Annotated in this window: 18 protein-coding genes; 10 read left to right on the forward strand and 8 right to left on the reverse strand. The window is 72.7% G+C overall.

The window, feature by feature from the left end; all coding sequences use genetic code 11:
• The first annotated feature begins 67 nt into the window (after positions 1-67).
• On the forward strand, positions 68-907 hold the full coding sequence (locus tag ACWEFJ_RS20980; protein ID WP_449714748.1) for a PP2C family protein-serine/threonine phosphatase: 840 nt from the start codon (positions 68-70) through the stop codon (positions 905-907).
• Between the two features lie 33 nt (positions 908-940).
• On the opposite strand, the gene ACWEFJ_RS20985 is transcribed toward ACWEFJ_RS20980, so the two are convergent.
• Entirely contained in the window at positions 941-1,207 is a 267-nt protein-coding gene (locus ACWEFJ_RS20985; RefSeq protein ID WP_449714749.1) for a hypothetical protein, read from the reverse strand.
• A gap of 159 nt (positions 1,208-1,366) precedes the next feature.
• Between ACWEFJ_RS20985 and ACWEFJ_RS20990 the strand changes: the two genes are divergently transcribed.
• The 4 genes from ACWEFJ_RS20990 to ACWEFJ_RS21005 are packed head-to-tail and all read left to right on the forward strand — an operon-like array spanning position 1,367 to position 2,814.
• Entirely contained in the window at positions 1,367-2,221 is an 855-nt protein-coding gene (locus tag ACWEFJ_RS20990) for a helix-turn-helix domain-containing protein (protein ID WP_378095865.1), read from the forward strand.
• 16 nt (positions 2,222-2,237) lie between these two features.
• Positions 2,238-2,420, forward strand: a complete 183-nt coding sequence (locus tag ACWEFJ_RS20995) for a DUF397 domain-containing protein (RefSeq protein ID WP_378095863.1) — start codon at positions 2,238-2,240, stop codon at positions 2,418-2,420.
• 14 nt (positions 2,421-2,434) lie between these two features.
• Positions 2,435-2,617: a DUF397 domain-containing protein gene (locus ACWEFJ_RS21000; protein ID WP_449714750.1), complete on the forward strand. Its 183-nt coding sequence runs from the start codon at positions 2,435-2,437 to the stop codon at positions 2,615-2,617.
• Between the two features lie 14 nt (positions 2,618-2,631).
• Complete coding sequence (locus ACWEFJ_RS21005) at positions 2,632-2,814, forward strand: DUF397 domain-containing protein (RefSeq protein ID WP_449714751.1); 183 nt, start codon at positions 2,632-2,634, stop codon at positions 2,812-2,814.
• Between the two features lie 52 nt (positions 2,815-2,866).
• Here ACWEFJ_RS21005 and ACWEFJ_RS21010 read toward each other — a convergent pair whose 3' ends face one another.
• Positions 2,867-3,907, reverse strand: coding sequence for a serine hydrolase (locus ACWEFJ_RS21010; protein ID WP_449714752.1), 1,041 nt, complete (start codon positions 3,905-3,907; stop codon positions 2,867-2,869).
• 100 nt (positions 3,908-4,007) lie between these two features.
• Between ACWEFJ_RS21010 and ACWEFJ_RS21015 the strand changes: the two genes are divergently transcribed.
• On the forward strand, positions 4,008-4,715 hold the full coding sequence (locus ACWEFJ_RS21015; RefSeq protein ID WP_449714753.1) for an SDR family oxidoreductase: 708 nt from the start codon (positions 4,008-4,010) through the stop codon (positions 4,713-4,715).
• Here ACWEFJ_RS21015 and ACWEFJ_RS21020 read toward each other — a convergent pair.
• Positions 4,669-5,625, reverse strand: a complete 957-nt coding sequence (locus ACWEFJ_RS21020; RefSeq protein ID WP_449714754.1) for a helix-turn-helix transcriptional regulator — start codon at positions 5,623-5,625, stop codon at positions 4,669-4,671. The genes ACWEFJ_RS21015 and ACWEFJ_RS21020 overlap by 47 nt on opposite strands.
• A 42-nt stretch (positions 5,626-5,667) precedes the next feature.
• Here ACWEFJ_RS21020 and ACWEFJ_RS21025 point away from each other — a divergent pair, with 42 nt between their 5' ends.
• Together ACWEFJ_RS21025 and ACWEFJ_RS21030 are read left to right on the forward strand one after the other, a co-directional pair.
• Entirely contained in the window at positions 5,668-6,351 is a 684-nt protein-coding gene (locus tag ACWEFJ_RS21025) for an alpha/beta fold hydrolase (RefSeq protein WP_378095847.1), read from the forward strand.
• A gap of 9 nt (positions 6,352-6,360) precedes the next feature.
• Positions 6,361-7,092 (forward strand): maleylpyruvate isomerase family mycothiol-dependent enzyme, encoded by a 732-nt coding sequence (locus tag ACWEFJ_RS21030; protein ID WP_378095844.1) that lies wholly within the window; start codon positions 6,361-6,363, stop codon positions 7,090-7,092.
• 180 nt (positions 7,093-7,272) lie between these two features.
• Here ACWEFJ_RS21030 and ACWEFJ_RS21035 read toward each other — a convergent pair whose 3' ends face one another.
• From ACWEFJ_RS21035 to ACWEFJ_RS21050, 4 genes are all read right to left on the reverse strand, one after another.
• Positions 7,273-10,164, reverse strand: coding sequence for a glycoside hydrolase family 9 protein (locus ACWEFJ_RS21035; protein ID WP_449714755.1), 2,892 nt, complete (start codon positions 10,162-10,164; stop codon positions 7,273-7,275).
• A gap of 567 nt (positions 10,165-10,731) precedes the next feature.
• On the reverse strand, positions 10,732-11,241 hold the full coding sequence (locus tag ACWEFJ_RS21040) for a carboxymuconolactone decarboxylase family protein (RefSeq protein ID WP_378097426.1): 510 nt from the start codon (positions 11,239-11,241) through the stop codon (positions 10,732-10,734).
• Between the two features lie 115 nt (positions 11,242-11,356).
• Entirely contained in the window at positions 11,357-12,133 is a 777-nt protein-coding gene (locus ACWEFJ_RS21045; RefSeq protein ID WP_449714756.1) for an AraC family transcriptional regulator, read from the reverse strand.
• Between the two features lie 27 nt (positions 12,134-12,160).
• Positions 12,161-15,304, reverse strand: coding sequence for an NACHT domain-containing protein (locus tag ACWEFJ_RS21050; protein WP_449714757.1), 3,144 nt, complete (start codon positions 15,302-15,304; stop codon positions 12,161-12,163).
• A 310-nt stretch (positions 15,305-15,614) separates the two neighbouring features.
• On the opposite strand from ACWEFJ_RS21050, the gene ACWEFJ_RS21055 reads away from it, so the two are divergent.
• A complete protein-coding gene (locus ACWEFJ_RS21055) occupies positions 15,615-16,667 on the forward strand; it encodes a glycoside hydrolase family 19 protein (RefSeq protein WP_378097417.1) in 1,053 nt (350 codons plus the stop codon).
• 42 nt (positions 16,668-16,709) lie between these two features.
• On the opposite strand, the gene ACWEFJ_RS21060 is transcribed toward ACWEFJ_RS21055, so the two are convergent.
• Positions 16,710-17,477 (reverse strand): alpha/beta fold hydrolase, encoded by a 768-nt coding sequence (locus tag ACWEFJ_RS21060; RefSeq protein ID WP_449714758.1) that lies wholly within the window; start codon positions 17,475-17,477, stop codon positions 16,710-16,712.
• A 304-nt stretch (positions 17,478-17,781) separates the two neighbouring features.
• Here ACWEFJ_RS21060 and ACWEFJ_RS21065 point away from each other — a divergent pair, with 304 nt between their 5' ends.
• Positions 17,782-18,525, forward strand: coding sequence for a lytic polysaccharide monooxygenase (locus ACWEFJ_RS21065; protein ID WP_378092731.1), 744 nt, complete (start codon positions 17,782-17,784; stop codon positions 18,523-18,525).
• Positions 18,526-18,584: the final 59 nt, after the last annotated feature.

Raw genomic sequence — 18,584 nt, forward strand, 5'->3', positions numbered from 1 at the left:
GTGGAATCACCCGACCGGTGTCGGGTTTGCCCCCCGGAGGTGATCGACCCTGCGGGAGGATCCGACCATGACCGATCCGGCCGAGACCCGCGTCCTCCTGGGAGCGGCGACCTCCCGCGGCCCCAGCCGCCCGCGCAACGCCGACGCCCACGCCCAGCACACGTTCCGCGGCACGTTCGCGGCGGCGGTGGTGGACGGGACCGGCTCGACACCGGAGGTCGCCGACTTCGCGCGCGTCGCCGCGGACGTCGCCGCCCGGACGGCCGCCCGGCAGACACCCGTGCTCGGCGTCGTCGTGGCCTCGATCCCGTACGCCGACTTCGAGGCCGACCACCTCCAGCCCAACGGCGCGATCGTCGTGGCGTCGGTGCGGGCGGGCGGGTACTGGCGCATCGCCCACGCCGGCGACAGCTCCGCCTACGGGCTCAAGGACGACGGCACCCTGCACCGCTTCACGACACCGCACACGCTCGGCGAGGAGCTGCGGCAGCAGGGCGTCCCGGACGCCGAGGCCGCCGCCCACGACCACAAGCTGCGCCACAACGTCGGCCGCGTCCCGCTCTACGGCGTCGAGGGCTTCGAGGCCGTGGCCCGGCTGCTGGTCCTCGCGTCCGACGGCCTCAAGGTGCCGCACGAGGTGTTCCGGGGCCTGCTCCTGGACCACGGCCACGACCCGCAGCGGTGCGCCGAGGAACTGCTCGCCGCCGCCCGCGCCCACGGCAGCCGTGACGACGTCACGGTCCTGGTCATCCCCCACCCCGACCGCCCTGCGACCGCCCATCTCACCGACGAGAGGAACGACCATGTCGAACGCCGACCCGAAGAACCCGCCGGACCCGCAGAACCCGCCGCCGGACGAGAGCCCGACGCAGACTTTTCCCAAGGTGCCGTCGAAGTAGTCGCCTGACGGGCCGGGCGGCGCGCTCGCGCCGCCCGGCCTTCAGTCCAGCCACACCACGTGCGCCCGTCGCGTGCCGGCGGAGCGCGAGCTGAGTTCGAACAGGTTGCGCGCGCTCTCGGCGCTGCGGGAGCTGACGTGGAAGCCGCGTTCCACGGAGCTGACCTCGGCCCGGTCCTCGAACGCGACGCCGTAGCCCGCCACGCGCACGCCCTCCCGTTCGCCGTACTCCTCCACGACGGCGAACAGGCGCGGCGCTTCTTCGCGTGCCACTTCCCGCACCAGGGTGGCGAATTCCTGCTCGGTCACGTTTCCCCTTTCGCCCCACCGGTACCGGCGGTGGTCATTCCGGCGCGTCGTCGCTACCGTGACTGCCCGCAAAGGCTGCCCACATCCGACGTGGAATGCAAAAAACGCAAAAGAACTGCTTTGCGTTCGCCGTGCAGCGTTGAGGGAGGACCGCACACCGTGGCCGTGAAGAAGAGCACGCCGACCATCCGACTGCGCAGGTTGGCCGGTCAGCTCAGACGGCTCCGCGAGGCGAACGACCTGCGCCGGGAGGACGTTGAGGAGCGCACCGGCCTCAACTCCACCACGCTGTACCGCATCGAGACGGCCCGGTCACGGCCCCAGTACCGGACGCTCGACCTGCTGCTCCGGCTGTACGGCGTCGGGTCGGAGGAGCACTCGCGGCTCAAGGCGCTCTACCGGCAGTCGGAGGGCGAGGGCTGGATCCAGCCGTGGCACGAGGACCTGCGCGCCGAGTACACCACCTACATCAGCTTCGAACGCGAAGCGCAAAGCCTGCGACATTACTCGGGGATGTTCGTCCCCGGCCTGCTCCAGACCGAGGACTACGCGCGTGCCCTGGTCGGCGGAATCCTGTACGCGGCCGATCCCGCGCGAGTCGAGGACCGGGTGCGGGTTCGAATGGAACGAAAGGCGAATCTCGTGCGCGAGAAGCGGCTTCCGCTGTGGGCGATCCTCGACGAGGCGGCGTTGCGGCGGGAGGTCGGCGGCGCGGTGGTCATGCGGGCGCAGTTGGCCCACCTGCTCGACCTGGCCCGGGAACCGCACGTGACGATCCAGGTCGTCCCGTTCGGCTCGGGCGCTCATCCCGGCATGCCGGGCGAGTTCATCGTCATGGAGTTCGAGGATCCGCTGGACCACGATCTGGTCCACGTGGACAGCCAGGCCGGTGAGATCTTCTTGGAGGCGGATACCGACATCAAGCGCTTCCGCGCCGACTTCGACCACCTCGTGGCGGTGGCCAAGAGCCCCGACGACTCGGTAAAACTGATCTCCGGGATCGCCAACCGCTGAGCACAGGAGGGCAGCTATGAGGGATCTGTCGAGTGCGGCGTGGCGCAAGAGCAGCTTCAGCGGTGAAGGTCCGTCCTGCGTCGAAGTCGCGCCGGTGGACGAAGGCGTGGCCACGCGGGACTCCAAGAACCCGTCCGGGCCGGCGTTGTGGTTCACGGCCGGGCAGTGGCGGAGGTTCTTGGCCGACTTGGAGGCGTGAACAGGAGGGTGGCCGTGAAGGACTTGTCGGGCGCGGCGTGGCGCAAGAGCAGTTTCAGCGGGGAGGGTCAGTCCTGCGTCGAGGTCGCGCCGGTGGACCCCGGGATCGCGACCCGGGACTCGAAGAACCCGTCGGGGCCGGCGTTGTGGTTCACGGCCGGGCAGTGGCGGAGGTTCTTGGCCGACTTGGAGGCGTGAACAGGAGGGCAGCTATGAGGGATTTGTCGGGCGCGGCGTGGCGCAAGAGCAGTTTCAGCGGTGAAGGGGCGTCCTGCGTCGAGGTCGCGCCGGTGGACGAAGGCGTGGCCGCGCGGGACTCGAAGAACCCGTCCGGGCCGACGTTGTGGTTCCCGGCCCGGCAGTGGCGGAAGTTCCTGGCCGGCCTGGAAGCGTGACCGCGACCCCGCCCGTCCCCGAGAGCACCCCGGGGGCGGGCGGGCGTCGTGATCAGCCGCCGTTGCGCGGCTGGTAGCGCGGGGTGCGGTAGGTGCGCGGGGTGTTCGCGGTGATCCGCAGGACCGAGTCGTACAGCGCCCGGCCCAGCGCGGCACGCGCGCGCAGCGCCGGGTGGGTCGCGCCGTAGTTGTCCGCGTTCACCGCCTGGTCGCCGCTGAACCGGCCCGACGCGAACAACGCGTACGTCACGATCGGCTTGCCGTTCGGGTCGAACACGATGCCCGCCTCGTTGCGGCCGTCCGCCTCCCAGCCCGCCTTCGTGGCCACGTTCAGCCGCTCCGCCGACGTCAGGTTGAGCCGGATCCCGTCGGTGAACGACGTCAACGACCGCAGCACGGTGAACAGGTGCTCGGTCGACGCCGCCGACAGCAGCTCGCCCGCCGCGAGCCGGCGCAGCATGGTGAACGTCTCGCGCGCCGTGGTGGTGCCCAGGTAGAACCGGTTCGGGTTGGCCACCGGCACGACCTGCGTGTGCACGAACCCCTTGGCGCGCAGGATCTCGTTCAGCTCCAGCGCCGGCACGACCAGCCCGCACAGGCGCACCGCGGTGTTGTCCGACACCGTGAGCAGGTTCGCCAACGCGTGCCCCACGGTGACCGAGCTGGGGTAGCCGCCGTCGAGGTGGAAGATGCCGTCGGTGTCGCGGATGACGATGTCCGAGGTGACCTCGACCCGCTGGTCGAGCGTGACCAGGCCGCGGTCGACCTTGTCCAGCACGGCCACCGCGACCGCGATCTTGTTCACGCTGTACGCCTCGACCACGCGGTCGGCCTCGACCTCCACGGCGGGCTTCACCACGCCGTCCGGGTCCGCCACGCCGATGTAGCTCGACCACGTGCCACCGGCCCGCGACACCGCCGCCGCGTACTTCGCCGCGATCTTGCGCCGGGCCAGGTCGGCCGTCGTCGGGATCACCGCGTCCCACTCCGCCTCGGTCGTCTGCGCCTGCGCGGTCCCGGCGGTCGTGCCGAGGACGGCGCTCGCCGCCGCCACCGAGCCCAGCCCGAGCGCGAACCTGCGGTTGATGTTCATGTGCCCCCAATCGAGTGGATACGCCTGTAGAGACGCCGCAAACGGCTCCGGTGTTGCTCCGATCCGGTGAATCCGATCCAACCAGCGGTAGCCTGCCGCCATGCGAGAAGGGGTCTTCCTGGTCACGGGCGCGAGCCGGGGCATCGGCGCGGCGACCGCGCGGCTGGCCGCCGAGGCCGGGTACCGGCTGGTGCTGACCGCCCGCGACACCGCGTCGCTGGCCGAGTCGGCGGCCCGGCTGGGCGGTCCCGACCGGGTGTGGGTGGCCGCCTGCGACGTGCGCGAGTACGACCAGGCCGCCGCCCTGGTGGGCCGGGTGGAGGAGGAGTGGGGGAGGCTCGACGTGGTGTTCGCGAACGCGGGCACGAGCGTGGTCACCTCGTTCACCTCGACCGACGGCGCGCCGCCCGCCGAGTGGGGCGACATGGTGCTGACCAACGTGTGCGGCCCGGCGTTCACCGCGCGGGCGGCGATGCCCGCGCTGATGCGCCACGCCGGCCACCTCGTGCTGACCGGGTCGGCGGCCGGGCGCGGGGTGCGGCCGGGGAACCTCTACGCGGCCACCAAGTGGGCGGTGACGGGCCTCGCGCAGGCCATCCGGGCCGAGTGCGTCGGCACGGGCGTCCGCGTCACGCTGGTGCAGCCCGGCCTGACCGACACCGGCGGCATCCCGCCGTCGCGCCGGGGCGACCCGAAGCTCGCGCCGGAGGACGTGGCCCGCGCCGTGCTGTACGCGGTCGGCCAGCCGCCGCACGTGGACGTCAACGAGATCCTGGTGCGCCCGGTGGGCCAGGACGCCTACCGGTGAGGCCCGCGCCGACCGCGCGCAACGCGTCCAGCACCTCCGGGGACGCGTCCAGCGCGTAGGGCGCGCCGAGCAGCAACAGGTCGGCGGCCACGTGCTCGATCGCGTCCGCGCCCAACCGCACCCGGCACGTCCGGTCGTCGATCGGCTCCACCCGACCCGGCAGCGCCACCACCAGCCGGGTCCGGACGACCGCCGCGGGGGCGTCCACGACCGCCGTGCACGTGTACCGGTAGGGGGCCGAGGTGAGGGACCGCGCCACGTACGCCGCCGGGTCGTCGGGCGGCTCGCGCGGGGTGAAGCGGCGGCCCGTGGCGCGCGGCGCGTCCATCCGGTCCACCCGGAACGTGCGCCAGTCCCCGCGCTCCGGGTCGTAGGCCAGCAGGTACCAGCGCCGGTACGCGGTCACCAGGCTGCGCGGCTCCACCCGCCGCTCCCGGCCGCGGTGCGTGAACGCCACCACCTCGTGGTCCCGGCACGCCGCCGCCAGCACGCCCAGCGCCGCCGGGTCGGACACCGGCCCGGCCACCGACATCACCGCGATCGCGTCCCGCACCGCCGCGATCCGGCGCCGCAGCCGGGCCGGCAGCACCTGCTCCAGCTTCGCCAACGCCCTGGTGGACGACTCCTCGATGCCCTGCACGCCCGCCGCCGTGCGCAGGCCGACGGCGACCGCCACCGCCTCGTCGTCGTCCAGCAGCAACGGTGGCAGGTCCTTCCCCGACGCGAGCCGGTAGCCGCCCGCGACGCCGGTCGTGCCGGCCACGGGGTAGCCCAGCTCGCGCAGCCGCTCGATGTCGCGGCGCACCGTCCGGTCCGTCACGCCCAGCCGCTCGGCCAGCTCCGGACCTGTCCAGTCCCGCCGGCCCTGCATGAGCGACAGCAGGCGCAGCATCCTCCCGGGCATCGTCATCACGGACATCCTATGTCCTAAAGCGGTCCTAGCGTGGTGCCCATGACGACTTACGTGCTCATCCCCGGCGCCTGCCACGGCGGCTGGTACTACGACCCGATCTCCGCACGGCTGCGCGCCGAGGGCCACGAGGCGCACGCGGTCACGTTGAGCACCGGTCGGGTGAACCTGGACGACCACGTGGCCGAGGTGCTGGACCTGTTCGACCGGCTGGACCTGCGCGACGTCGTGCTGGTCGGCCACAGCTACGGCGGCATGGTGACCACCACCGTCGCCGACCGGGTGCCGGACCGGGTCCGGACGCTGATCTACGTGGACGCGTTCGTGCCGCGCGACGGCGAGTCCGCGTACGACATCGTGCACGGCGACTGGCGCACGTGGTACGTCGAGGGAGCGGCGGCCGACGGGTTCTCGGTGGCCCCGCTGCCGATCTTCGACGCGCGGGCCACGCCCCAGCCGCTGGCCACGCTGCTGCAACGCGCGTCGTTGACCGGGGCCGTCGACCGGGTCGCCGACCGCCGGTACCTGTTCATGGCCGAGTTCCCGGACAGCCCGCTGGCCACCACCTACGAGCGGCTGCGCGACGACCCGACGTGGCACGTCGAGTCCTGGCCGAGCGGGCACAACGTGCTGCGGGACGCGCCGGAGCGCTTCCTGGAGGCGTTGCTCGCCGCGGGCGCGGAATCCGCAAGTCGGGATAAGCGCGAGGCCGGCCGGGTCTCCTAGCGTGGCCGGATGAAGGTCCACGACATGCTCGTCGACGAGCGGCGGCGGATGGCGGACCTCCTCGACGGGCTGGACGCGGGCCAACTGGCCACGCCCAGCCTGTCGCAGGGGTGGACCGTGCACGACGTCGGCGCGCACCTCACCACGTACCTGCGGTTCGGCCAGCTCAAGATCTACTGGGGCATCGTGACGACGGCGGCCGACTTCGACCGGCTCAACCGCGAGCTGACCGCGCGGGCGGCGCGCCGGCCGACCGCCGAGATCGCCGACCGGCTGCGGCGGTGGGCGACGTCGCGGACCACCATCCCGCGCTCGGGCTACGACCCGGTGCTCACCGACATCCTGCTGCACGACTACGACGTGCGCGTGCCGCTCGGCATCGGGCGGGACGTGCCGGAGGACCGGCTCTGGGTGGCGTTCCAGCACCTGGCCGCCAAGCCGTCGCCGGGGTACGCGGTGGGCTCCCGGTTGGCCGGGCTGCGGCTGGAGGCGGCGGACACCGGCTGGAGGTCCGGCGCCGGCGCGCCGGTGCGCGGCGACGCGGAGTCGTTGGTGCTGGCGATGAGCGGCCGGGCGGTGGGCCTGGACGCGCTGGAGGGCGACGGCGTGCCGCTGCTGAGGCGACGCGTGACCGCACCACCGCCGCGCGGCCCGCTGGAGCGGCTGAAGACCGTGGTCAAGGTCGTGGTGGACCCGCTGCCCCGGGAGCGCCGGTCGCGGGACGCCGTGGGCGGTTCCTGAACCACTCGTCGGCGGGGGAGGCCGAACCCGCTCGTCGGCGGGGCCGGACCTCCGTGCCGTCCGCCGGCGCGGGTCGTCCTCCCGGCCCAGGGCCGAGAACGAGACCGGTGGCGGGCTTCGTGGGAAGCCCGCCACCGGTCAGTCGGTCGGCCTGTGGTGCCAGGCCGTCCGCCCAGGAGGTCACCCCACCGTGCAGGGGTTCCCGTTCACCCGGAAGTCGGTCGGCGGCGTCGTCGAGCCGGAGCCCGAGGAGTTGAAGCCGACGTTCACCGACGCGTTCGGCGCCACGGTGCGGTTCCACGACAGGTTCGTCGCGGAGGCCGCCTGACCCGACTGGGCCCACGTGGCCGACCAGCCCTGCGAGATCTTCTGGTTGCCCGGGAGGGTGAACTCGAGCTTCCAGCCGTTCCACGCCTGGGTGCCGGTGTTGGTCACGGTGATGTTCACCGACATGCCGCTGGACCAGGTGGACGCCTGCCACACGACCCGGCAGTAGTTCGCCACGCCGTCCGACTTCGTCCGCACGGTCGTCTGCGGCGACATCGCCGACCGCAGGTTCGCGCCGTTCTTCGCGACCACCGCGAACTGGTACGCGGTGTTCGGCCGCAGCCCGGTCAGCGTCGCCGACGGGGAGGTGACCGTGGCGACCACCCGCAGCGCGTCGCCCTCGACGGAGATGACGTCGTACTCCTTGACGCCGCTCTCCGGGTCGGTGGACGCGGTCCAGGTCAGCTTGGCCCCGGTGGTGGTGATGTCGGACGCGACCGGCGCGCCCGGCGTGGACGGCGCGGTGGTGTCGACCGGCGGCGCGGTCGTGACCTTCTCCGCCGCCCAGTTGGCGATCCACGCGAACGCCGAGTTCCAGTTGACCGTGACCTCGTTGACCGAGTACGCCTCGATGTGGTCCACGAAGCACTTCTGCGACGCGCAGCCCTCCAGCAGGCGGGCCGCGATCGGGTCCTGCAGCCCGGCGTTCGGGCCGCCCGAGAGCGCGCCCGCGGGCGCGGTGGGCAGGGTCGGGTCGAGCTGGTTCGCCCAGTGCCGGTGGTGGACGTTCTTCACCGGCTGGTCGCCGTAGCCCGTGACGTACGAGTACGACAGCGGGTTGCGGCCCAGCAGGTAGTGCAGGCCCTGGAACACGCCCTGGCGGTACTTGGCCGCGCCGGTGAAGTCGTGCGCCAGCGCCAGCACCGAGATGTTGTTCGCGACGAGGCCGTTCGAGCCCCACACGTAGTTGCCGTCCGCCGGGCTGTACGGCGCGGGGTAGCCCTGGGTCGCCATCCGGGACAGGTGGGCGTCGGCCACGGCGGTGAACGCCGACTTGATCGCCGCGATGTCGGCGGCGGGCAGGCCGTTGGGCACCAGGGCCAGCGTGATGTCGCCCAGCGGGCCGGTGGAACCCCAGTCGAAGCCGTTCGTGTTCAGGCTCGCGCCCTTGTAGTGCGGGGACGCGGTCAGGTCGGCCCGGTAGGACGACTCACCCGTGGTGGTGAACAGCTCCGCCGCCGCCCAGTAGAACTCGTCGGTCAGGACCGAGTCGCTGTACGAGCCGCCGCCGGTGCCGTCGTTCGGGTCGGCGATCTTGTTCGGGTTCGCCTTCGCCGCCGCGTACGCCTTGGTGGCCGCCGCGAGCGCCTTGGCCGAGAACGTCGGGTCGATCGTCTTCCAGATGCGGGCCGACTGCGCCGCCACCGCGGCCATGTTCAGCGTCGCGGCCGTGCTGGTCGCGGACAGCCGCCGGGCCTGCGGGTCCTGGTGGGGCAGCAGGGGCAGACCGGTCCAGTTCTGGTCGTGGATCTTGTGGTGGACCATGCCGTCGGGCGCCTGCATCTTCAGCAGGAACTCGACCTCCCACCGCGCCTCGTCCAGGATGTCCGGGACGTTGTTGGCCTTCTCCGGGATGGCCAGCTTGCCGTCGCCCAGGGCGGAGGCGTCGCCGATCAGCTTCGCGCGCTCGTAGGTGTTGAGCACCTGCCACGCCGAGATGCCGCCGTTGACGACGTACTTGCCGTGGTCGCCCGCGTCGTACCAGCCGCCGCGCACGTCCAGCGTGTAGCCGCAGTTGAGGGTCGCGAGGCAGGGGACGTTGTTGTCACCCTGGTTCGGCGCGACGTTGAGGTGGCCGGCCGGGCGCGCGTACTGCGCCCCGACGTACTGCGCCTCGATCTCGATGCCGCTGCGGTTGTGGTAGAAGTACGCCAGCGAGTCGTAGCGCATCTTCTTGATCGCGTCGGTGCCGATGTCGAACGGGTAGCTCGTCTCCGTGCCGACGGTCAGCGTGTAGCCGGTGCCCGCGGTGTCGTACGACGAGAAGTCGATGAGGTGCGTGGAGTCGCCCGACTCGGCGTCCGCGCCCTTCGGCGTCGTCTGGCCCGTGGCGACCGTCGTGCCCGCGGAGTTCTTCAGCGTCCACGTCTGGGGCGTGGTCGCGGTGGAGGTGAGGGTCGCGTGCTTGGGCAAGCCCGGCACGTAGGCGACCTGGTCCACGTTGATCTTCTTCGCGGGCTGGCCGGCGTCGCCGCCCGGCGGCTTCACGCCGCCGATCAGGGAGACGTTGTCCACGCAGACGGTGGTGTCGGCGGCCTGCGCCCCCAGGTGGAACGTCACCTGGCCGGGACCCGCGTCGGGGAAGTCCAGCTCCGAGGTGAACGTGAAGCTGAAGTGCTGCTTCGTCGTGGTCAGCGCGATGTCCTGCTTGGCGATCTGCCGGTACGGGCTCACGCCCTCACCGGCCACCGCGGCCGCCGGCCGGGCCACCGAGGCGTAGGCGTCGAACGACATGGTGTACGACTGGCCCGCCTCGAACGGCACGCCGTTCTGGCCGATCAGCGCGTCCCACGGGTTGACCGTGCCGCCGGTGACCGTGGCGCACAGCTCGCCGTTGGTGAGCCGGTTCGTCACGCCGGCGCTGGCCCACCACGGGTCGAGCGTGCCGCCGCTGAACGTGCCGTTGATCAGGCGCTCGTACTCGGCTGCCTGGGCCGTACCCGACGCCAGCGCGCCGCTCACCGCCACTGCTGCGAGGACCGCGGTGGCCTGGCGGCGCCACCGGGGAGAGGGAAGCGATCTCATGGACTTGGGTCTCCTCCGTCTGCTCTGACGGTTGACGACGCTTCTGGGAGCGCTCCCTGGGAGCGCTCCCAGCGACTCTAGGGTGACTCGGCGCACAATCACAAGACTGAATTTGACCTCCAGTTAACTTGAGGTCACGCGCTGTGAACGTTCACTCGGGCGGCCCAAGGGGGAAGCGGGGGCGGCCGGCGTGGTCGGCGTGGTTCGGTGAGCCGAAGGCGCTGGTCAGCGCACACGGGGTGCGGCGGTGGGGTGGGGGACCGCGTTGCCCGGCTTCGGCTCGGGCACGACCGGGCGTGCTCGGCACGCCGAGGGGTGGGGCCGGACCGCGGAGATCACCCGGTCCGGTCGCGCCGCGCCCGGAAGTGACGCCCGTGCGGGCGGTGGTGAGCGCCGACGGGTCGGGGGCCGGCGTCGTGGTGCTGCCGCCGGGACCCCGGGGCGGACGCTTCGAGCGGGCTGCGTCGCCGCCCCCGGGTCCCCGGGCGGGCCCTTGCCGCCCGGACCTCCGCGTCGTGCCGGTCGACCGCACGGGCAGCCGCCGGTGGGCGGGGTTCCGGCGCGCGGTCAGCTCATGCCGATGATCGCGGTGTAGCCGGCGGGCACGATCTTCTCCGCCATCCGCCGGTACGCCTCCGGCTCGTCCGGCGCCCACGTGGCCAGCCCGTCGACGTACCGGTTCGCCGCGCAGAACATCGCGGCGATCAGCACCGTGTCGTGCACCTCGACGTCCGTCGCGCCCCGCTCCTTCGCCGCGGCGATCAGGTCGGCGGTCACCTTGTGCCCGCTCTCGGTGACCGCCGTGGCGATGTCGAGCAGCGCCAGCATCTTCGGCGAGTGCGCGTAGTCCTCCGGGAGCTGGGCGGCGGCGAACGCGCCGTGCGAGCCCGCGCAGAACCGGCAGCTGTTCAGCTCGGAGACGTGGGCGGCGATCAGCTCGCGCTCGCCGCGCGACAGGTCGCTCGGCCCGCGCAACAACACCTCGGTCAGCTCGCTGAGCGGACGCCCGGTCTCGGGCCGGTAGTTCATCAGCCCGGCCATCCCGGGCAGGGCGTTGTTCAGCTCGATGTGCGGCATGCGGTCAGTGTCCGGAGTCGCGGGCGTCGGGGCGACCGGCGATCGGACCAAACTACAACACGGTTATGCAACGGTGTCACGGTCGGCCCGGACGTGCCTGCCGCCCGACGTCCCGTCAGGTCGCCGCGCGGGCGTAGGCGGCGGGCGTGATGCCGTAGCAGCGGCGGAACCAGCGGGTCAGGTGCGCCTGGTCGGCGAAGCCGGTGAGCGTGGCCGTCTCGGCCGCCGTGCGCCCGGCCGCGAGCAGCCGCCTGGCCTCGCGCAGCCGGCGTTGGCGCTGGTACTCGCTGGGGGACAGGCCGTACTCGGCGCGGAACGCGCGGTAGAGCGCGAAGCGGCTCAGCCCGGTCGCCCGGGTGAGGGCCGCGGTGGTGAGGTCCTCGGCGTGGTGCGCCTCGATGAGGTCGCGGGCGGCGGAGGGGTCGCCCGGCGTGCCGGTCGTGGCGGGCAGCGGCATGACGTGGGCGGCCATCGCGCGCACGGCGTGCATCAGGTGCTCGTCGCGGGCCAGGCTGGTGCCCTCCTGGAGGGCGGTGTGCAGGTGGCGCAGCGCGTCGGCCAGGCGCGGCGAGTGCACCACCGGGTCGCGGAACAACGGCAGGCGCGGCAGCAGTTCGGCGACCAGTGACGGTCCGATGTGGACGATCCGGTAGGTGAACCCGTCGTCGGACGCGGTCCGCCCGTCGTGCGCCTCGTCGGGGTTGAACGCGAGCACCTCGCCCGCCGCGCTGGTGTGCGTGCCGCCCCGGCAGCGGAACGCCTGCGCGCCCTGCTCCGTCACGCCGAACGAGTACGCGTCGTGGCTGTGCCGGTGGTAGCGGTGGGAGGTGAAGTGCGCGTGCATCGCCTCGAGCGGCCGGTCCGCCGCGCGCCAGTACCGCGTCCACTGCACCGGGCCATTAAACCTCCCGCCCGGCGCTCACTCCTGCTCGACGAGCCGGGCGAGGTCGTCGAGCACCTCTTCGCTCAGCGAGCGGACCTGGAGCCGGGTCGTGGCGCGCAGTGGCCAGGCGTCGAGGAGGGGGTGTCGGGGCGTGCGTCGGGCGGCCAGGCTGGGGCACGCGTCGCGGAGGAGCAGGTCCGGGTCGTCGTCGGCGCGCCGCTGGGCCTGTTCGATCTCGCCGACGAGGTTCTCCAGCGCGAAGCGGACGTCGGGGTCGCGCGCGATGCCCCGGGCGCCGAAGCGCTCCACGACGAAACCGACCGCCGTCGTGCTGCGGGCGCGGGCGAGCAGGTCGAGCGCCTGGTCCGCGGTGCGGGCACGACCGGCGGGTCGCAGCAGGAAGACGCCGCTGCTCGCCACCAGCGCGGTGAGCAGGACCACGAGCGCCAGGCCGCTGAGCCAGATCACCACGGGCACCAGCACAGGCACGCCGAGGACCAGCGTGACGGCTCCGGTGGCGACCGTTCCCGCGACGCCGACGGACACCAGCGCCTTCCCCAGTCGGGGCAGCCGGGTGCGCAGCAGTCGTGCCACCCTGTGCCGGGCCGCGGGCCAGTCCCGCACCTGCCCGAGGCGGGCGCGCGACCACCGCGGTACCCGGTAGCCGCCCACGACCACCAGCAGCAACGGCAGCAGCGGCCACCACGCGGGGCTGGTGCCGATCCCCGTGCGGCTCGCCCAGATCACCGCCGCGGGCCACAGCGCGCCGAACAACCCGAGGGCCAGCCACCCCGCGATCGAGTACCACCCCAGCAGCGCGGCCACCTGCGTGGTGACCAGCAGGCTGAACACGGCGTTCGTCCCGAGCAGCACGGCGGTCGAAGTCGCGGCCAACAGCCGGTACTCGGGCAGTGCCGCCCGGGACAGGGCCTTGTCCAGCGTGCCTCCGCCACCCGTCGCGGAGGCGGTCCGGAACGCGGCCGAGATGACCACCGTCACCACGGTGACCAGCATGAAGCTCCCGAAGACGGCTCCCATCAGCCGCTCCGCGACGCCGAGGGACTCGTAGTGCGCGACGAAGTCGACCACCGGGACCAGGAAACCGCCCGCCGAGAACGCCAAGGCGATGGGCATCGCGATCGACAGCAGGTTGAGCAGGTTCAGGAACTCCGTCGGTCGCGAGAGCCGTTTGACCTGCGCGACGGTCGACGCGCGCTTGCGGTGGACGTCGAGTCCGGCCGCGAGGCCGAGGAGCGCCCGGCGGATCCGGGCGCGCAGCACGGGGTTCAGGGCGGGCAGCGCCCCCGCGGTCCGGAAGGCGGCCTCGCGCAGGTACTCGTTGCGCGACCGGAACGCCTCGGTCAGGAGCCGCTCGGTGACGGTGGCGGTGGCGAGGTTGGCGAACGCCAGCGTGCGCCGCTTGTGCAGCCGGTGACCCTCGGTCCACGCCCGTTCCAGCACCCGGTCGACCAGTCCGCGGATCTCGTCGGTGACCGCCGCCGGGTGCGTCTCCAGCCCGGTGGCCAGGATGCCGAGCAGGTGCAGGCAGCCCGCGGGCCAGCGGAAGGGGCCGGCCCCGTCGACTTCGTCGGCGTACCGCCGGAGCCTGGCCGTGGCCTCGTCGGTCAACGCGGCGACGGCCTGCCCGTCCTGGACCTGGAGCAGGGTCACCGCGGTCTCCCGCCACCGGTCGTCGTCCAGCAGCGCGTCGACCGTGACGCGCCCGGGTGCGCCGATGACGACGCAGGTCGCGAAGTACTCCTGGAACCTGCGGTGCACGAAGGAGAACGTGGTGTCGCCCGTCGCGTTCACGTCGGTCCGGCCGAGCTTGGTGTACTCCAACGCCTGGAGCACCGTGCCCAGCAGGCGCGGGCTGACCCGCTCCTGCGCGGGCGCGGCCCTGATCAGCGCCTCCCGTGTCGGCGTGAGGCCCATCCTGGGCACGGAGGCCATCAGGAAGGATGCCTCCTCCGCCCCGGCGCGCACGAAGTCGGCCGTGATGCCGAACCTGGCCTCGATCCGCGCGGCGTCGCGGCGCAGCCGGTGCGACAGGTAGTCCTCGAACACCGTGTGCGACGCGGTCGGGAAGGTCGCGTTGTTGCGCATGTGCTCGCACAGCAGGCCCAGGAACATCGGGTTGCCCGCGAAGGTCGAGACGTCCCGCGACGCGGTCGCGAGGCCGGCCCGCATCGCCCGGTCCACCCGCCGGTCCAGGTCGGCGCGGGTGATCAGCCGCTGCTGCTGGCGCGGGGACAGGCGCAGGATGCGGAACCGGGTGAACTGCCGGATGTCCGGGCTGCTGAAGTCGCGGGACGCGACGATGCCGCGACAGCGCCCGAACGGGCCCAGGAAGTCGGCGATCGCCTGCGCGTAGCGGGGGGCGACTCGGCGGGCGTCCTCGGCGGACAGGATGTCGGGTATCTCGTCGAAGGAGTCGAAGAGGAACAGCCAGGCGCCCTCCTCCAGGCCGCGGTCGAACTCGGTGTCCAGCACCTCCTGGACGTCTCGGCTGTTGGCCTCGTTGAGGATGGCGAGGACGAACTCGCGGACCGCTTCGGCGGTGATGTCCTCCGGTCGCACGTCGAGCTGCTTCAGGTTCAGGTACAGGGGGATCGTGGCCTTGATGTCCCGGCTGGTCGACGCCCGGCGGGTGAGGAGCCGGGCCAGGTGCCTCAGGGCGACGCTCTTGCCCGCGCCCGGCTCGCCCTCCAGCAGCACCAGTCGCTCGTCGCTCTTGCCGAGCGCGTGCGACAACGAGCGGACGCGCCGCAGGGTCGAGCCGCGCACCGGCAGCAGCTTCCGCGCCCACTGCCACCGCCTGCTGTGCTCGATCTCCACTTCCGCTTCCAGCTCGGCGTACTTCTCGTCGCGCCAGTCCTCCTGCAGTTCCAGGTGCCGCAGCCGGTCGTCGAGGTGCTGCGCGAAGAGTTGCCGTCGACGCCGCCTGCGCCGCTCGTCGGCCAGCCGTCCGCCCACCAGCCAGCGGACGACGTTCCACGACTCGTGCAGAACCGGCGTGACGGTTTTGACCGCGGTGACGACGACGCCGAGCGCGAGTACCGCCAGCAACGCTTTCAGGAGCCATTCCGGGGCCTCGACGCCGAGCGGTTCCAGGTAGTTGCGGAAATCGTCGAAAGGGTTCCCGGCCTCGGCCGGGGCGACGGGGTTGGATGGCGTCATGGCAGCGTCCCGGGGGTTCGAGCGCCTCGCGCAGTCACGGGACATATCGAGCACGCGCGAACTTCGTTACGCCGCCGCACAAATGATTCGTCGCCGATGGTCCCGCCGAATTCCGGTTCCACCGACGGGCGTGGAGAACGGTGGCGCGGGCGCGGACGGCGTTCGGCCGACCGTGTGAGCGCTCCCACGGGACGTGGGGAAAGTTCGCGTTCGGGCTTGACTGGTGTAGACCATTCCGGTTGAGTGGCCCCCGTCACACGTCCGAGGGCGCTCGAACGGAAAGAGTGATCTTGTGTCGAGATTCCGCGTAGTGGCGGCGATCGCCGCCTTCGTGGTCGGGGCGGCGCTGACCGTCGCGGTGGCCAACACCGCCGCCGCGGCCGCCTGCGCGTCCGCGTGGTCCCCGTCGGCCGTCTACACCGGCGGCATGACGGCGTCGCACGCCGGGCGCAACTGGCAGGCCAAGTGGTGGACCCAGAACGAGACCCCCGGCTCGGCCGCCGTCTGGGCCGACCAGGGCGTCTGCGGCGGCGGCACCACGCCCCCGCCGTCGTCCTGCGACCACCCGGCGTGGGTGCAGGGGCAGTGGTACCCCGCCGGCAGCATCGTGCGCTACACCGACGGCAGGTTCTACATCGCCGAGCACGACAACCCGGGCTACGACCCGACCATCAGCACCTGGTACTGGGAGCCCTACACCTGCGGCTCGACGCCGACCACCACGACCAACCCGCCGGCGACGGGCGGTTTCGTGGTGAGCGAGGCGCAGTTCCGGCAGATGTTCCCGAACCGGAACCCGTTCTACACCTACGCCGGGCTCACCGCCGCGCTGAGCGCGTACCCCGGCTTCGCCAAGACCGGCAGCGACACCGTGCGCAAGCAGGAGGCGGCGGCGTTCCTGGCCAACGCCAACCACGAGACCGGCGGCCTGGTGCACATCGTGGAGCAGAACCAGGCCAACTACCCCCACTACTGCGACGCGGGCCAGCCCTACGGCTGCCCCGCCGGCCAGGCGGCCTACTACGGTCGCGGTCCGATCCAGCTCAGCTGGAACTTCAACTACAAGGCGGCGGGCGACGCGCTCGGCCTGCCGCTGCTGACCAACCCGTGGCTCGTGCAGAACGACGCCTCGGTGGCCTGGAAGACCGCCCTCTGGTACTGGAACACCCAGTCCGGCCCGGGCACCATGACCCCGCACAACGCGATGGTCAACGGGTACGGCTTCGGCGAGACGATCCGCAGCATCAACGGGTCGCTGGAGTGCGGCGGGCGCAACCCCGCCCAGGTCCAAAGCCGGGTGGACGCCTACCAGCGGTTCGTCGGCATCCTCGGCGTGCCCGCGGGCAACAACCTGTACTGCTGAGCCGCCGGACGGGGGTCGCGCGCGGCGCGGCCCCCGTCCGCGTCACCGGGCGAGGTGCGCGAGCACGGCCCACCCGAACGACCCCGGCGACCCGACCCACGGCACGTGGCCCGCGCCGGGCAGCACGACCCGCGCCACGTCCGGCAGCGCGTCGGCGAGCGGGTCCACCGCCCGGCGGGGCCGCGGGTCCGCCGCGCCGTCCACGATCAGCGTCGGCACGGCCAGGTCCCGGCAGCGGGCCACCAGCTCCGCCTCCCACGGCCCGCGCGACCCGGCGTCGGCCTCCTCCGTCACGCCGAACCGCGGCGCGGCCGGCTCCTCGGAGCGCCGCCGGGCCGTCACCGGGCCGGCCAGGTCCGCGCCCCACCGCCGGGTCGCGCCCTCCCGCACCACCCCGTCGGCCGCGGGCCCGTCGCCCGGTCCGGCGGCGCCGGCGCGCGGGCGCCCGTCGTGCCCGAGGCCCGCGCCGGAGACGTAGACCAGCGACGACACCCGGTCCGGGTGGTCCAGCGCGTAGCGCAGCGCCACCTCCGCGCCCCGCGAGTGGCCCAGCAGCGCCGTCCGCGCCAGTCCGAAGTGGACCAGGACCGCGTCGAGGTCGGCCAGGGCGTGGGCCGTGGTGTACGGCTCCCCGCGCTCGGACCGGCCCCAGCGGATCACCCGCACCCGGTTGGCCAGCAGCTCGGCGAGCCCGTCGAACACGTCCCACGGCCCGGGCTCGCCGTGGCACAGCACCAGCGGCTCCCCGCGCCCCAGCTCGGCCGCCCACACCACGCGGCCGTCGCCCGAGATGACCTTGTGCTCGTCCATGCGGACCAGTGTCGGCCAACCCCGCGCCGGATGGCACCGGTCGGACCGGGCGAGTCGACGCCGGCGATCTCCCAGGGCACGCCCGGAAGACCGCGCACGCCGTCCACGTTCACAGTTGGGGTCACGGCCCGCTGGACCGGTCGGTTCAGATCCTTGACCCGGATGACGTTGCCGATTATGGTCTAGACCACGTCGCGTTGCGTGACGGACCGTCCCCGGTTCGTCACCCACCGCGTGTTCCGGCCGCCGCGGAAATGGACCCTGCCTGGGAGACCTCCGGGTCTCCTCCGAAGGAGCTGGACACATGAGCCTGAAACGCAAGCTCGCGGTGGCGCTGGCCGCCGTGGGCATCACCCCGTTCTTCGTCGTGATGTCGGCGGGGACGGCGAGCGCGCACGGCTACATCTCGTCGCCGCCCAGCCGGCAGGCGATGTGCGCGCAGGGCCGGGTCTCGAACTGCGGGCCCATCGTCTACGAGCCGCAGAGCGTGGAAGGGCCCAAGGGCCAGTACAACTGCCACGCCGGGTTGAGCCAGTTCGCCCAGCTCAACGACGACAGCAAGGCGTGGCCCGCCACGTCGGTCGGCAACAACGTGACGTTCAACTGGACGCTCACGGCCCGGCACGCCACCACCACGTGGCAGTACTTCGTCGGCGGCACCAAGATCGCCGAGTTCAACGACGGCGGCCGGCAGCCCGCGGCCACCGTGACGCACAACGTGAGCCTCGGCGGTCGCACCGGCCGGATCAAGCTGCTGGCCGTCTGGAACATCGCCGACACGCCCATGGCGTTCTACTCGTGCGTCGACCTCCAGGTCGGCTCCGGTGGCGGCACGCCGACCACCACGACCACGCCGCCGACCACCACCACGCGGCCCACGACGACCACGACCGCGCCCCCGGTGGGCGGCACGTGGGCGCCCAACACCGCGTACTCGGTCGGCTCGCAGGTGACCTACGGCGGGGTGAGCTACCGGTGCATCCAGGCCCACACGTCCCTCGTGGGCTGGGAGCCGCCGAACACCGCGTCCCTGTGGCAGCGGCTCTGACCCGCTGACGCGGTCCGACAGGAAGCGGCCCGTCCGCGCCGGCCCTGTGACGGCGCGGA

This window comes from Actinosynnema sp. NPDC004786 (genome assembly GCF_053601135.1).